The organism is Rhizobium zaerense (genome assembly GCF_051810725.1).
In the GTDB taxonomy this organism is placed as follows: Bacteria; Pseudomonadota; Alphaproteobacteria; order Rhizobiales; family Rhizobiaceae; genus Rhizobium; species Rhizobium leguminosarum_I.
The window spans coordinates 3,058,723-3,073,374 of record NZ_CM132690.1; the positions used below are offsets into that span (position 1 = coordinate 3,058,723).

The window sequence follows — 14,652 nt, forward strand, 5'->3', positions numbered from 1 at the left end:
CTACGCGTGGCTGAGATAATCGATCAGCAGCGCCGTGGTAGCGCGCGCCTCATCCGGCCTGCCCTGATGGATGGCGCGAATGACGGCGACATGCAGCGCGATGGCACGATCCATGCGCTCCGGGTTTGCCTTGGAGTACCAGAGGCGACGCGAATGCGTCTGCACCGGGCCGAGCGCTGCCGTGATGAAGCCGTTCGGGCAGGCATCTTCGAGGACTTCGTCGAAGGCCTTGTCGGCGGCAAAGAAGCCGGCGAGATCGGCGCTGACAGCGCATTCCTCCATCGCGCGGGCGCAGTCGAGGAGGCGCGCGCGCTGCTCGTCGCTCGCATGTTCGGCGACGAGTCTTGCCGCGATCGGCTCCAACTCGCGGCGCACCTGCATGACATTGCGATGATCCTCAGGCGCGATCTCGGCCACCTGCAGCCCGACGCGCGGCTTGACCAGGATCAGCCCCTGCCAAGCGAGCTTTTGGATCGCCTCGCGCACCGGCGTACGCCCATGGCCCGCCATATCGATCAGCTGCTTCTCAGTGACCAGCGCGCCGGGCTTCAACGCCAGCGTCACGATCAGATGCTCCAGCGCCAGATAGGCAAGATGGCTCTGTGACGTCTGCATGCAAACAACCGCTCCCCCACTGATATATCAAATCCTGGCATGCTGGAAACCGCACGGCAAGCCGTACTGATAAATGAATGGAGGGTCTCAAGATTGAGTGCTCCGAGGAAGGGGAGTTCTTCGTGGCAGCGCGGATCGGCGGTCCGCGCCATTGAATCTCGAACAGAATTTGACCCCTTGTCACCTTACGGTTGTCATGCGCCTGGCGAAATGCTTCGATGCTCCTCATGAACCGGTTTCATGGAGCTCGCAATGTCTCCCGACAACGTTGACCTTAATCTCCTGCGCGTCTTGGATGTGCTGATGCGGGAGAGGAGCGTTACGCGCGCTGCCGATCAATTGGGCCGGACCCAATCCGCGGTCAGTCACTCGCTCTCGAAGTTGCGCATCATATTTAAGGACGAGCTGTTCACACGCGACGGCGGATTGATGAGGCCCACGCCTCGCGCATTGGAGCTTATCGGGGACCTATCTGACTCTCTCGGAAAAATTCGCAGTTTGATTGGGCGGTATAATGTCTTCGACCCTGCAACGACAGAACGAAAGTTTCGCGTGGGGCTCACTGACTATCATGCGATGATCTTCATCCCAGGCCTTATTCGAGAATTCTCCAGACAGGCGCCATATGCGACCCTGAATGTCATACCCGCCAACCGGGCTGAAGCTGAAAGCGCAGACTACTTCCGCCAAGTCGACTGCACTTTGACGGGCGCGAGTCTGAAGGACGACCCCAACCTGACTAAAACCGAGCTCGGACAGGACAGAATCCTGTGCGCTGTTTGGAGTGGTAGCCAGATCGCCAGGTCTCCATTAGGTTTGGAGCAGTATCTTTCGGCATCTCACCTTCAAATTTCCGCCGATGGTCTATCTGAGGGTTTGGCAGATGGTGCACTTAAAGAGCGTGGGCTTAGGCGAAAGGTCGTCGCAACCATTTCAAACTACTTAGTGATGCCGTTGGCGCTCAGGGGGACGGACCTGATCACGCATTGTGGCGACGGCATTTTTCAGATTCTTGACGAAGCAAACGAGATTACACTTCTCTCGCCGCCCATACCCATTCCTTCCGTCAGCGCAAATCTCGTGGTTCACCGGCAGATGGCTGCCGATCAGGGAATCCTTTGGCTGCGTCGCCTTATAACTGAACTGTATCACGCGGCCCAGATCAGCAAAAATGAAGCCATATTGGCAACCAACGTAATCGCGTGACGAGGAATGCCAACTAGGCAGTCAGTTTTGACGCATTCATCCGGATTCCAGTGCTCTGATATTGTATGAATTTCATTCATAAATTGGATGTCGACAATCAATTTGACAGATTGGCCTTCAGCCAGTCACCCTCTTTGGCAGAATTCAAAAAAGGGGATCCTTCAATGCGAAATTTAATCGCCGGTATTCTCGGCGCGGCAATTGCCGCTTCTGCATATCCCGTTTGGGCGGGAACTTTGGACGATGTCAAAGCAAAGGGCTTCCTCACATGCGGAACGAATCCGGCAACGGCGGGTTTCAGCGTTCCTGACAACGATGGGAAGTGGACAGGCTTCGTCGTCGACTACTGCCGCGCCGTGGCCGCTGGCGTTCTCGGCGATGCAACGAAGGTCAAGTTTATCCCGCTCAACGCCAAGGACCGGTTTACCGCGCTCCAATCCGGCGAGATCGACATCCTGGCTCATAATGCGACGTGGACGTCCTCGCGAGACACTTCCCTCGGCATCATCTTCGCTGGCACTTATTTTTATGATGGCCAGGGCTTCATGGTTCGCAAGTCGGAGAATATTCAGTCCGCCAAGGGTCTGGACGGCGCATCAATTTGCGTTTCGCAGGGGACTACCGCCGAATTGAATCTGGCCGACTATTTCCGCATCAACGGCATGACCTATAGTGCCGTCGGTTTTGCTGATGAAGAGGCTGTCATCAAGGCTTATGAGGAAGGACGTTGTGACGTTTTCTCCGCAGACACTTCGAGCCTGAACGCTGCGCGTATCCGTATGGCGAAGCCCGACGAGAACGTCGTGCTCCCGGAAATCATTTCGAAGGAGCCGCTGGGGCCCGCCGTCCGCCAAGGTGACGACCAGTGGCTGAACATCGCCAAGTGGACTCTCAATGTCATGCTTGCCGCAGAAGAGTTCGGCATCACCTCGAAAAACGTCGACGAGAAGAAAAATTCCGCCGATCCGAATATTCGCCGCCTCCTGGGCGTCGAAGGAAGCTTCGGCAAAGACGTCGGGCTCGGAGAGACCTGGTCTCAGGACATCATCAAGCAGGTTGGCAATTATTCCGACGTTTTCGAGCGTTCGATCGGCAAGGAATCTCCCTTGAAGATAGAACGTGGTGTGAATGCGCTCTGGAATGCCGGCGGCCTTCAATACGCACCTCCCATCCGTTGATACGAGGCCGCTAGGAGAATCGGCGGCCTCTTCGTAGTTGGGAGGAACCAATGGTTGACATTTCTCTGCCTATGCATGTGCGTAGCACCTTCTCTATCTATGACAAAAAGCTTCGCGGGATCGTCTATCAAGCTGCTTTGGCTGTAAGCTTGGCGGTGGTGCTCGCGGCGGTTACAACCCAAACTGTTTCGAACATGAAACGGCGCGGCATTCCTCTTAGCTTCGACTTCTGGAAACAGACTGCAGGCTTCCAGATCAATCAGACGCTGATCCCCTACGACACCCTGTCCACCTATGGACAGGCATTTTGGGTTGGCGTGGCAAACACACTCCTGGTCAGCGTAGTGGGAATCGTACTTGCCACAATCATTGGTTTCCTGATCGGCATTTCACGCCTTTCCAAAAACTGGATAGCCGCCAAGGTCGCGACCTCCTATGTCGAAGTCATTCGAAATATCCCGCTGCTGCTTCAGCTTCTGTTCTGGTACAACGCAGTCCTGAAGCCGCTGCCTGCGCCAAAGGCATCGATCTCCCTTCCCGGGGGAATCTACCTCAACAATCGTGGGATCATAATGCCCACGATTGAGCTTCAGGCGGGCGCCGGCTGGGTAGGTGTGGCAATCGTCGCCGGGGTGGCTGTCGCGATTGCGTTCGGAGCCTGCGCGCTGACGCTCCAGAAGCGAACAGGCAAGCAGCTTCCGGTCCTCCTTGTCACGATACTCGCTCTCGTCGGGCCGCCACTGCTTGCTTGTGTAGCCGTGGGCAGCCCCTGGACCTTCACCTATCCGGAGCTGAGGGGTTTCAACTTCCGTGGGGGCCAGCAGATCTACCCTGAGTTCGCGGCCCTGCTCATCGGCCTTTCTGTCTACACGGCGTCATTTATCGCGGAAATCGTTCGCGGTGGCATTCAAGCCGTTTCCAAAGGACAGACAGAAGCGGCCCACGCGCTCGGTCTCCCACAGGGCAAAACATTGCGACTGATTGTCATCCCGCAGGCTTTGCGGATCATCATCCCGCCTTTGACCAGTCAATATCTGAACTTGATCAAAAACTCGTCGCTTGCCGTTTTCATTGGTTATCCCGATCTCGTTCAGGTCTTTGCCGGCTCCGTACTCAACCAAACGGGGGCGGCGGTGCAGGTGATGGCCATAACGCTCGGGGTCTATCTCGTCATCTCCTTGAGCACATCGGCCGCCATGAACGGCTTCAACCAACGTTTTGCGCTCGTGGAGCGATAAGATGAATGAAACTCTTCATGTGCCGGCTGCATATCGATATGAATACATTCCTGCTGTCGCTCCGCCGCCCGGAATCCAGCCCGGCCCTATGACTTGGGCGCAGAAGAACCTGTTCTCCAGTCCCTTCTCATGCCTTTTAACCGTGTGTTTCACCGGGCTGGCGGTTTGGCTCGTTTGGCAATTCCTGAGCTTTGCCTTGATAAATGCCGTGTGGAGCGGTGACAGCGAAACCTGCCGTGCCAATCCAGACGGCGCATGCTGGTCGTTTGTCGCCGCTAAACTGAACTATCTAAGGTACGGCGCATATCCGGCAACCGAGCGCTGGCGGGTCGACGTAACGCAGCTGATTGGTGCTGCCTTGGTCGGGTGGCTCCTATGGCGGAGCGCCCCATGTCGCAACATCGCAGCACTGCTGTTCTTCGGAATTTATCCCATTGTTGCGTTTGCGCTGCTTCGTGGTGTGGAAACGATTGGTCTGACGGTCATAGACACAACGCTATGGGGCGGAATGATGATCACGCTCTTGATGTCCGTTGTAGGGATCGTGTTTTCGCTCCCGCTTGGGATCATCCTCGCACTCGGCAGACGTTCTGAGCTTCCAATCGTCAAGGCCGTCTGTGTCTTCTATATCGAGATTGTCCGAGGCGTACCCTTTATCACCGTGCTCTTCATGGCGAACTTCATGATGCCTCTGTTTGTGCCTGAGGCACTAACGCCCGATAGACTTTTGCGCCCAATGATCGGCACTGCCCTCTTCTCGGCGGCTTACATGGCGGAAGTAATTCGTGCCGGGCTGCAGGCTATCCCCAACGGCCAATATGAAGGGGCTCAGGCCCTGGGCGTCGGGTACTTCACGAGCATGAGGCTCGTCATCCTGCCTCAAGCGCTCGCGATCGTCATTCCCGGCATTGTTTCGACGTTCATTGGACTTTTCAAGGACACGACGCTCGTCGCAATCGTCGGCATAGCAGACTTTCTGCGAGCAGTCGAAACCGCCCGTATCGATCCGAACTGGGCGGGACCGACTATCTCGTCAACCGGTTATCTTTTTGCGGCGGTTATCTACTGGATCTTCTGTTTCGGGATGTCTCGCTATTCCATGTCCGTGGAAAGTCATCTCGCGCGCGCTCACAAATCATAGGAAGTGCGGATGTTGAACAATCCGAAGTAAACGCCGCTGGCGACATCACAGCCGCCGCCGGGCAGTTCCTGCGACAAATCCTGAGGTGATTGTCCCGCTCTTTCAATGCGCGGCTCGCGCACACAAATACTAGGACTCAAACGATGACACAGTTCCATGCACCGGCGACCAGGAAACTGGGCGCCGAGGAGACGAATTTTGACGTTGTTCATGACCGCAGCCAATTCGGTTCGGCGAAATGGGCCAATCAGTGGGACGAATTCTCTCCCCGCGTCCAGGGCGACGGATTGATATCGCTCTGGACGGCCGACATGGATTTTCGTGCGCCGGAACCGGTGATTGCACGCCTGCGCGAGGCCGTTGATCACGGCATCTATGGCTATACCAAGCGCGATCCGCACCATTACGAAATCATAAAGTCCTGGTTCAAGCGCCGCCACGGCTGGAATGTGGATGTCGAGACGCTGCTTCCTGCTCCGGCAATCATGCCCTCCGTCGCAGCTATCTTGCGGACCTTTACCCAAGCTGGTGACAGCGTCATCGTCCAGGCACCAGTCTATTCTCCATATTTCCAAGTCGTCCGCGAGAATGGCAGGAAGCTCCTGATCAACCGCCTGAGACTTGCGAACGGTGCCTACGAGCTCGATCTGGAGGATTTCGAACGGCAAGCTGCGAACGGCGCCCGCGCGTTTTTATTGTGCAATCCGCACAACCCTGCCGGAAAGGCCTGGACACGTGAGGAGCTGAAGAGCCTTGACGCCATATGTGAGCACTACGGCATCCTGGTCATCTCCGACGACATTCACTGCGACATTCGACTAAGCGATCGTCCTCATATCGTATTCTCCTCTCTCGGTGACGCCGCGGCGGCAAAATCCTTCATCTGCACAGCACCGACCAAGACATTTAATTTGGCCGGTGTACCTGCGGCTACAGTTTCCGTCGCTGACCGGAAACGTCGGGAGGAGCTGTTCCAGGTCATGCAAGCATCGTTCATGCTGAACGCTCATTATTTCGGACGGCTGGCTCTTGAAGTCGCATATAGCTCGGGCGATCAATGGCTCGACAGCCTTACACCTTATGTTCGCGAGAACGTCGATCTCGTCTCGAGCGTAGCCGGCAACAATCTTCCGGGTATCACACCGATGCGACCCGACGCGTCATATCTGGTCTGGCTCGACGCGCGAGAGTTGGACGAAAAGGTGGAAGGAATCCATCGATTCTTCGTCGAACGGGCCGGGGTCAACCTCTATGACGGGCGCGTCTATGGGCCGGGTGGAGAAGGATTCATCCGCCTAAACGTCGGTTGTCCGCGCTCAATCCTCAAGGAAGCGCTCGGACGCATGGCACGCGCCCTCGCAGCGCTATAGCGCTTGCGGCGTCTCTTACTCGTGCCGCAGCGCCTCGATGGGGTTCAACTGCGCTGCCCTTCTCGCCGGGAAATAGCCGAAGATCATGCCGATCGCCGCGGAGAAGAGGAAGGCGACGGCGACCATCAGGGGGCTGAAGACGAAGGGGACTTTCAGCAGCGTCACGGCGCCGAAGCCGAGGCTCAAGCCCAGCACGATGCCCGTGACGCCGCCGAACAGCGACAGCGCCACCGCCTCGACCAGGAACTGGGTGAGCACCTGGTTTTCGAGCGCGCCGATCGCCAGGCGGATGCCGATCTCGCGGGTCCGCTCGGTGACGGAGACCAGCATGATGTTCATGATGCCGATGCCGCCGACGAGCAGGCTGATCGCAGCGACGGCGCCAAGCAGGCCAGTCAGCAGCGTCGTCGTGCCGGTCATCGCCTCAGCGATCTGCGTCATGTCGTTGACGTTGAAATCGTCTTGGCGGCCGGGCACGATCTTGCGGCGCTCGCGCAGGAGATTTTCGACATCGGACTGCACCTTGGCTGTGGAGACGCCGTCGCGCGCCGAGATGATGATCTGCGGCACGTTGCTGTTACCGCTGATGCGCCGCTGGAACACCTTGACCGGCATGATGACGACATCGTCCTGGTCGTTGCCCATGCCGGACTGGCCGCGCTTGGCAAGCACGCCGATGACGGGGCACGAGACCTTGCCGACGCGGATCTGCTGGCCGGTGGGGTCGGCGCTGCCGAAGAGCTGCGACCGCACCGTTTCGCCAATGATGCAGCGCGCCTGGCCGCGTTCCTCGGCAGGGGTGAAATTGCGTCCAAGCGCCAGGTTCCAGTCCTGCGCGATGAAATAATCATTAGTGGTGCCGGAGACGCTTGTCGAATGGTTCTGGCCGCCGAAAATCACAGTCGCGGTGGACTGGTTGAGCGGTGCCACCGCCCTCAACCCGGTGATCTGGTCGCGGATCGCCGCGACGTCCTTGATGCCGAAGCGTTTGGCCTCGGAACTCGCCCGGCCGGGGCCGAACTGGCCGGGACGGACGAACAGCATGTTGGTGCCGAGCCGCGACAGCTCGGTCGAGACTTCCGCGGTCGTGCCATTGCCAATCGTCACCAGCGCGATGACGGCGGCAACGCCGATGACGACGCCGAGCACGGTCAGGAACGAGCGCAGCATGTTGCGGCTGATGGCGCGCAGCGCCAGCTTCAGCGTCTCAAAGAACATGATCCGACCTCCTCCGATGCTCGACCTCAGTCTCCAGCTTGCCGTCGACGAAACGCAGAAGCCGCTGCGCATAAGCGGCAATATCTGGCTCGTGGGTGACCATGACGATGGTGATGCCTTGCTCGCGGTTCAGCCGTGTCATCAGATTCATGATTTCGACGCTGGTCTTCGTGTCGAGATTGCCGGTGGGCTCGTCGGCAAGCAGCAAGGCCGGCTCGGTGACGATGGCGCGGGCAATGGCGACGCGCTGCTGCTGGCCGCCTGACAGCTCCTGCGTCTTGTGATGTTCGCGACCGGACAGCCCGACCAGCGCCAGGGCTTCGCGGGCCCTTTCGCGCCGCTCGCGCACCGCCATGCCGCGATAGATCAGCGGCAGTTCGACATTCTCGACGGCCGAGGTGCGCGACAGGAGGTTGAAGCCTTGGAAAACGAAGCCGAGCATGTGGCGGCGCAGCAGCGTCAGTTGGCTGCGGTCGAAGCCGCTGGTCGGAATGCCCTCGAAGATATAGTCGCCGGCGCTCGGCACGTCGAGACAGCCGAGAATGTTCATCGCCGTCGACTTGCCGGAGCCTGATGGGCCCATGATCGCGACGAATTCATGGGCGTTGATCGCGAGATCGACGTGGTCGAGCGCGCGGATCGCCGCCTCGCCCTCGCCATAGACTTTCGAGACCTGTCTGAATTCGATGAGCGGCGGGCTTGCCATCCGTCTCTCCGCCTAGTTCGCACGCGCCGTGGCGTCGATCACCAAAGCGTCGTCTTGCTTGATGTCGCCGGAGACGACCTGAGTGAACTGGCCGTCGGATGAACCGATCTGGATGACAACAGGCACCGGGCGGCCGTTGCGCAGCACCCAGACGCGGCGCTGCGTGCCCGTCAGCGCCGAACCGGCATTGTTGTTCCGCTGGCGGGGCGGGCCGAAGATACCGAAAATGCCGCGGCCGCGCCTTTCCGCCTGCGCAGGCGCATAGCGTAGCGCGGCGTTCGGCACCATCAGAGTATCCTTGACAGCCTCGACGGTGACGTCGGCCGTCGCCGTCATGCCGGGACGCAGCAGCAGATCGGCATTGTCGACCGACAGGACCGCCTTATAGGTCACGACATTGTTGACCACTTCGGAGGCGAAGCGGATCTGCTCGATCTCGGCGGGAAATGTCCGGTCGGGATAGGCGTCGACCGTGAACTTCGCCTTCTGGCCGACGGCGATCTGGCCGACATCGGCCTCGTCGACATCCACCTGCAGTTCCATCTTCTTCAGGTCGCCGGCGATGGTGAAAAGGATCGGTGCCGAAAGCGAGGCTGCGACCGTGGCGCCCGGATTGACGGAGCGGGTGAGGATGACGCCGTCGATCGGCGAGATAATCTTCGCCTTGGCGAGATTGACTTCGGCAAGCTGCAGGTCGGCCTCCGAGGCGAGGACCTCGGCCTCGTTGATCTGTTTGGCGGCGACGGCGGAATCATATTTGTAGCTGGCATCATCAAGGCTCTGCTGGGTGGAGACGTTGCTCCTGACCAGGCTCTTCAACCGCTCGAGCGAGGTGCTTGCCGATTGCATATCGGCATCGGCCTTGACGACGTTCGCCTTGGCCGAATTGAGCTTGGCGCGCGAGCTCTTCACATCGGCCTCGAGCTTGTTCGTATCGAGAAGGGCGAGCACTTCGCCTGACTTGACCGTGCTGTTGTAATCGACGTTGACGTCGCGGACCGTGCCGGACAGCTCGCTCGATATATCCACCTGCTCGGTCGGCTGCACGGAACCGGTGGCGGTGACAAGCACCGTCAGATCGCCGCGTCTTGCCGGCTGGGTAGCATAGTTCACTTCGCTTTGCCCGCGGCCCACATAGAAATAGGCAGCAACCGCTGCGGCAGCGATGAGGATCAGCAGGATGATCAGGCGTCCGCGCCAGCGGCTGCGCTTGCCTTGCCGTCCCGATGCGGCAAGGACCGCTGCGAGATCGGACGCTGCGCCTGTCTTTTCTCCGGTCTCGCTGCCGCTTACGATTTTGTTCATGTCGTCCTCGATCCGTCAGTGACCGCTTGCGGCCTCTGCGGCGAAATAATCATAGCGCAGATGAACCGGCGATTAGCGTTGCCGCCGAACTGGCACGGAATTGCAGATGGGTGAAATGAAATATTGGTAAGGAAAGTCAAGTTTCGGTGCGTTTGATCTCGATGGCGACGCGCTTTAGCGCCCGTCAGTTCGCATCCTCGGCAAATTGGCCCGCGCCGGGCAAGGGATGCAGCCACAGTTCGCGCCGCTTGATCCAGACTTCATAGCCAGGCGCAAGATCCGTCGGCGGGCTGTCAAGCGAGCCCAGACGGATTTCCGCCTCGTCATCCCTAAGGCAGAAAAGCCTGCTGCCGCAGACGGAGCAGAAGCTGCGGCCGGAGAAAGTGGCGACCTCGCCGCTGTGGGAGAAAGCCTGGCGCGGCCAGACCGCGAAGAAGGTGAAGGCGGAGCCACTCGATTTGCGGCAATCGGCGCAGTGGCAAAGGCCCGTGCGAAGCGGTTCGCCTTCCACCCTGTAGGCCACCGCCCCGCAAAGGCAGCTTCCGGTTCGGATCTTCATGTCGGACCGTCAGGCGTCGAGATTGGTCGGCAGGCGAGGCGGGCGCCGCTTTGCCGCCATCAACAGGTCGAGTTCGGTAGCCGACGGGCCGAACTTGTCGTAGAGGCGCCTTGCCTCCTTGTCATCCAACCGGTATTTCCTGGCAAATTCGCCGATGCTGTAGGGGCGGCCACGCAACACTCTTCGCGCCGGGGTCGCCGTATTCGGTGCGTCGGTCATGGTTTTCTCCTTTCGTCACGTCCCTTTTAAGGTAGAGCGAGCTGTCGATTTGAAAAGAGCCGGCGAGCCGCATCGAAGCTTCCGGCGCGGGTGGATGCGGTTGTTTTCCTGGAACCTTTTCGCCGATATGCGCATTTCAGATCGAGGTTGCGGGCCGCGCCAAGCGGACGCGGCGGTGCTGGAGAACATCGGGATTTTTCCGCTTTCTCCCGATGGCCAACGAAATGGCAGGCGAGCTCCCTGCCCGCCCGGCCTGCTTCCTCGCTCCTCGGCTCGAGCGGCGATCACGAAATGTTAAAATGCGGAACGCATGTACCAGAGCGAGGTTGTCCACCCGAGGTCGACGTGGCCTCAGTTCAAAATCCAAGGAGAAACCAAATGGCAAACCAAGGTGGAACCCACGAACAGCACGTCAAGGCTGGACAGCAGAGTCACAAGAATGACTCCAATACCCGCAGCGCCTCTTCAAGCGGCCGCGACGCGCAGTCCAGCGGAACCCGCGGCGGCAGCCATGAGCAGCATGTAAAGGCTGGTCAACAAAGCCATAAGAACAGCCAATAACGTTGTGCTGATATGAAATTCGGCCCGCGCTGCGGCGCGGGCCTTTGTTTGTCCGGCTCATTGTTCCACGCATGTCGTTATCGCATAACCGCTGCACACTTTTGCGCGCCATGCTTTAGGATAAACGCCTGCCGTCCTCGCCGAAGAGGTGGAGTACCTCGGGGTCGAGATGCAGCGGCAGGCTGTCGCCCGATTTCATCCGCTGCTGGCCGGCAAAGACCGCAATCAGCTTTTTCCCGCCTGCGTCGGCGTGGACGACGGTCTCCGAGCCCAGTTCCTCGACAAGAGTGACGCTTGTATCCAGCCGGCTTGCTGAGGCCGCATCGGCAAGGGTGATATGCTGCGGGCGGATGCCGATGCTGACCCTTTCGCCCGCCGGGCGTGCCTCCTTGGCAATGACGGAAAGGCGATGGCCGCCGGCAGTTTCGACCTCGGCCAAACCGTCCTCGTGACCGACAACCGCGCCTTCGAGGAAATTCATGTGCGGCGCGCCGATGAAGCCGGCGACGAAGCGGTTGGCCGGCCTATTGTACAGTTCCAGCGGTGTTCCTACCTGCTCGATCTTGCCGCTTCTCAACACGACGATGCGGTCGGCCAGCGTCATTGCCTCGACCTGATCATGGGTGACGTAGATCATCGTCGCCTTCAGGCGGGCGTGAAGGGCGGCCAGCTCAGCGCGCATGCTGACCCTGAGTTCGGCGTCGAGATTGGACAGCGGCTCGTCGAGCAGGAAGGCATCCGGCCGCCGCACGATGGCACGGCCGATGGCGACGCGCTGGCGCTGGCCGCCGGAGAGCTGGCCCGGGCGGCGCTGCAGGAAAGGCTCGATCTCCAGCATGCGCGCGGCGTCGGTAATGCGCGCTTCGATCTCGGCTTTCGCCACCTTGGTGTTTTCGAGACCGAAGGCGAGGTTTTCCCTGACGCTCATATGCGGATAGAGCGCATAGGACTGGAAGACCATGGCCAAGCCGCGATCGGCGGCGCTGATAGCGGTAACATCCTTGCCGTCAATGGCGATGCTGCCGCCCGTGGGCTTGTCGAGGCCGGCAATCAGGCGCAGCAGCGTCGATTTCCCGCAGCCGGAAGGGCCGACGAAAGCGACGAACTCGCCGTCGTTGACCTCAAGCGAGACATCGCGAATGACCTCGACGGCGCCGAAATTCTTGACGATGTTCCTGAGCTCGAGCCCGCTCATGCATTCTCCTGTTTCATATGGAAGCTGGCCTCTTTCATTATAGCTGGCCTATTTGAGCCCCGAGCCGGCAATGCCCGTGGTGATGAAGCGCTGCAGGAAGACGAAGATCAGCACGACCGGGATCATCGAGACGACGGTCATGGCGAGGATATAGTGCCATTGCACATTGAGTTCGCCGGCATAGACGTTGAGGCCGACCTGCAGCGTATAGAGTTCCTTGCGCGAGAGCACGATCAGCGGCCAGAGGAAGTCGTTCCAGCGCCAGACCACCGAGAAGATCGCCAGCACGGCGAGAGCCGGCGCCGACAGCGGCAGGATGATGCGCCAGTAGATCTGCCATTCGCTGGCCTTGTCCATGCGCGCAGCGTCGAGCAATTCGTCGGGGATCGTCAGCATGTATTGCCTGAGCAGGAAGACGCCCGTCGGGGTGGCGACGGTCGGCAGGATGACGCCCCAGAGGCTGTCGAAGAGGTTCAACGTGCCGATGACGGAATAGAGCGGTACGACGATGACCGAGAGCGGCACCATCAGCGTTGCCAGGATCATCAGCATGACGGCGGTGCGGCCGGGGAACTGGTATTTCGACAGCGCGAAGGCGGCCATGGAATTGACGAGCAGCGTAATCGCCGTCGCCATGACGGTGACGAAGACGGAGTTGCGTAGGAACAGGAAGAAATCGAAGCGCTGGAAAGGTTCGGTGTAGTTGCCGCCGGCGAATTCGACCTCACGGACCGGCGTGCGGTCCTTGATATTGACCTTGACGATTTCACCCGGCTGTTTCGGATCGACCATCTGCCCCATGATGCCGATGCGGCGCACTTCGGCGAGCACACGCGTGCTGCCATCCGGCATTGCGACATTATAGAGCGGCAACGGCTTGTCGTAGCCCGGCACCACCGCCTGTTCGGTGACGTAGGGCAGGAAGGACGGCGGGAACTCGGCAAGGGCGGCCGGCGTCTTGAAGGAAGAGAAGACCAGCCAAACGGCGGGCCCGAACATCAGGAAGACGCCTGAGACCAGCCAGATCCAGGTGACGACATCGGTCCAATGCCAGCCTCGGCCGCGGCGGCGGAGCAGAAATGCAGAGACAGCGCTCATTGGCGTGCTCCCTTCTTCTCGTTGCGGCTACTGACGCCGAGCTGAACCAGCGTCAGGATGACGAGCACGATGCCCATCAGGATCGAGGCGGCAGAAGCCAGTCCCGGATTGCGCAGCGAACTCGCAAAGCCGGTCTCGTAGATATATTGGGTGATGTACATGGTGCTGGTGCCCGGCCCGCCGCCGGTCAACACGAAGACCTCGTCGAAGATCTGCACGGCGCGGATCAGCGCCAGCACCAGGACGACGATGAGGTTCGGCATCAGCAGCGGCAGGGTGATCCGCCGGAAGATGCGGGTGGGGCTCGCCTTGTCCATTGCCGCCGCTTCGTAGAGGTCCCGCGGGATTGCCTGCAGGCCGGCGAGCAGGATCAGCGCATAAAAACCCATATGCGCCCAGACCGAGACGAAGACGGCGAAGAAGAAGGCCCAGAAACGATCGCTGAGCCAGGAGATGGGTTCGAAGCCGAAGGGGCTCAACGCATAGTTCAACAGGCCCTCGCGCTGCAGGATCCATTTCCAGATCAGGCCGACGACGACGGGCGACAGCAGCACCGGGAAGAAGAAGACGGCGCGCCAGAAGCCGCGATTGGAAAGCTCGCGGTTGAGAATCAAAGCTGTGGCGAGCGCCGCAATCAGCATCGCTGTCACCTGGAAAACGACGAAGACGGCGGTGTTGCGCACGGCCGCCCAGAAAGTGTCGGCCGCGCAGGTCGAGGGATCGAGATACGAACGGCAATCGAAGAGAATGCGGTACTGGTCGGCGCCGACATAGGTCCTGTTCGGCAGGAAGATGGCGCTGCCGCCCGTCGTCGAATAGATGAAGTTGATGACCAGCGGCAAGAGCACGAAAACAGAAAAGATCAGCATGTTGGGCGCCAAAAAGACGCCCGCCATGCCATTCAGCCCCGTCAGCTTCTGCCAGGCGCGCATGGGAATGTCGATGAGCCCCATGACAAGCCGGACAGACGCCGAGAGTGCCTGCTGTAGACCGGTTTTCACCGGTGGTTCGGAAGAAACCGTCTTCGCCGTCATCTGCTTTTC

At 59.7% G+C, this 14,652-nt stretch carries 15 protein-coding genes; 6 read left to right on the forward strand and 9 right to left on the reverse strand.

The window, feature by feature from the left end:
• Positions 1-615 carry a GntR family transcriptional regulator gene (locus ACS4RR_RS14795; RefSeq protein WP_260110813.1) on the reverse strand — a complete coding sequence of 205 codons (615 nt, stop codon included), beginning with the start codon at positions 613-615 and terminating at the stop codon, positions 1-3.
• A 252-nt stretch (positions 616-867) separates the two neighbouring features.
• On the opposite strand from ACS4RR_RS14795, the gene ACS4RR_RS14800 reads away from it, so the two are divergent.
• The 5 genes from ACS4RR_RS14800 to ACS4RR_RS14820 all read left to right on the forward strand — a co-directional run bounded on the left by ACS4RR_RS14800 (position 868) and on the right by ACS4RR_RS14820 (position 6,748).
• Positions 868-1,821 carry a LysR family transcriptional regulator gene (locus tag ACS4RR_RS14800; RefSeq protein ID WP_260110812.1) on the forward strand — a complete coding sequence of 318 codons (954 nt, stop codon included), beginning with the start codon at positions 868-870 and terminating at the stop codon, positions 1,819-1,821.
• 164 nt (positions 1,822-1,985) lie between these two features.
• Positions 1,986-2,999, forward strand: coding sequence for an amino acid ABC transporter substrate-binding protein (locus tag ACS4RR_RS14805; protein WP_222383990.1), 1,014 nt, complete (start codon positions 1,986-1,988; stop codon positions 2,997-2,999).
• A gap of 50 nt (positions 3,000-3,049) precedes the next feature.
• Positions 3,050-4,237 carry an amino acid ABC transporter permease gene (locus ACS4RR_RS14810; protein ID WP_222383930.1) on the forward strand — a complete coding sequence of 396 codons (1,188 nt, stop codon included), beginning with the start codon at positions 3,050-3,052 and terminating at the stop codon, positions 4,235-4,237.
• A 1-nt stretch (position 4,238) separates the two neighbouring features.
• Positions 4,239-5,378: an amino acid ABC transporter permease gene (locus ACS4RR_RS14815; protein ID WP_222383929.1), complete on the forward strand. Its 1,140-nt coding sequence runs from the start codon at positions 4,239-4,241 to the stop codon at positions 5,376-5,378.
• A 143-nt stretch (positions 5,379-5,521) separates the two neighbouring features.
• Positions 5,522-6,748: a MalY/PatB family protein gene (locus tag ACS4RR_RS14820; RefSeq protein ID WP_260110810.1), complete on the forward strand. Its 1,227-nt coding sequence runs from the start codon at positions 5,522-5,524 to the stop codon at positions 6,746-6,748.
• 15 nt (positions 6,749-6,763) lie between these two features.
• Here the strand turns inward: ACS4RR_RS14820 and ACS4RR_RS14825 are convergent, their stop codons facing one another.
• The 5 genes from ACS4RR_RS14825 to ACS4RR_RS14845 form a co-directional block, all read right to left on the reverse strand.
• The gene (locus tag ACS4RR_RS14825; RefSeq protein ID WP_222383927.1) at positions 6,764-7,966 is read right to left on the reverse strand and encodes an ABC transporter permease; all 1,203 of its coding nucleotides are present in this window, start codon (positions 7,964-7,966) and stop codon (positions 6,764-6,766) included.
• The gene (locus ACS4RR_RS14830; RefSeq protein WP_456188965.1) at positions 7,956-8,672 is read right to left on the reverse strand and encodes an ABC transporter ATP-binding protein; all 717 of its coding nucleotides are present in this window, start codon (positions 8,670-8,672) and stop codon (positions 7,956-7,958) included. The genes ACS4RR_RS14825 and ACS4RR_RS14830 overlap by 11 nt, the downstream gene beginning before the upstream one ends.
• 12 nt (positions 8,673-8,684) lie before the next feature.
• The gene (locus tag ACS4RR_RS14835; RefSeq protein WP_260110809.1) at positions 8,685-9,977 is read right to left on the reverse strand and encodes an efflux RND transporter periplasmic adaptor subunit; all 1,293 of its coding nucleotides are present in this window, start codon (positions 9,975-9,977) and stop codon (positions 8,685-8,687) included.
• A 184-nt stretch (positions 9,978-10,161) separates the two neighbouring features.
• A complete protein-coding gene (locus tag ACS4RR_RS14840; protein ID WP_170262558.1) occupies positions 10,162-10,536 on the reverse strand; it encodes a GFA family protein in 375 nt (124 codons plus the stop codon).
• Positions 10,537-10,545: 9 nt separating this feature from the next.
• Positions 10,546-10,755: a hypothetical protein gene (locus ACS4RR_RS14845; protein WP_260110808.1), complete on the reverse strand. Its 210-nt coding sequence runs from the start codon at positions 10,753-10,755 to the stop codon at positions 10,546-10,548.
• Between the two features lie 378 nt (positions 10,756-11,133).
• On the opposite strand from ACS4RR_RS14845, the gene ACS4RR_RS14850 reads away from it, so the two are divergent.
• Complete coding sequence (locus tag ACS4RR_RS14850) at positions 11,134-11,316, forward strand: hypothetical protein (protein WP_017964243.1); 183 nt, start codon at positions 11,134-11,136, stop codon at positions 11,314-11,316.
• Positions 11,317-11,431: 115 nt separating this feature from the next.
• Here ACS4RR_RS14850 and ACS4RR_RS14855 read toward each other — a convergent pair whose 3' ends face one another.
• From ACS4RR_RS14855 to ACS4RR_RS14865, 3 genes are read right to left on the reverse strand one after another with little or no spacing between them, the layout of a single operon-like run.
• Positions 11,432-12,511, reverse strand: a complete 1,080-nt coding sequence (locus tag ACS4RR_RS14855) for an ABC transporter ATP-binding protein (protein WP_260110807.1) — start codon at positions 12,509-12,511, stop codon at positions 11,432-11,434.
• A 48-nt stretch (positions 12,512-12,559) separates the two neighbouring features.
• Positions 12,560-13,609 (reverse strand): carbohydrate ABC transporter permease, encoded by a 1,050-nt coding sequence (locus ACS4RR_RS14860; protein WP_017964241.1) that lies wholly within the window; start codon positions 13,607-13,609, stop codon positions 12,560-12,562.
• Complete coding sequence (locus ACS4RR_RS14865) at positions 13,606-14,643, reverse strand: carbohydrate ABC transporter permease (RefSeq protein WP_017964240.1); 1,038 nt, start codon at positions 14,641-14,643, stop codon at positions 13,606-13,608. Before ACS4RR_RS14865 ends, ACS4RR_RS14860 begins: the two co-directional genes overlap by 4 nt.
• Between the last annotated feature and the right edge of the window lie 9 nt (positions 14,644-14,652).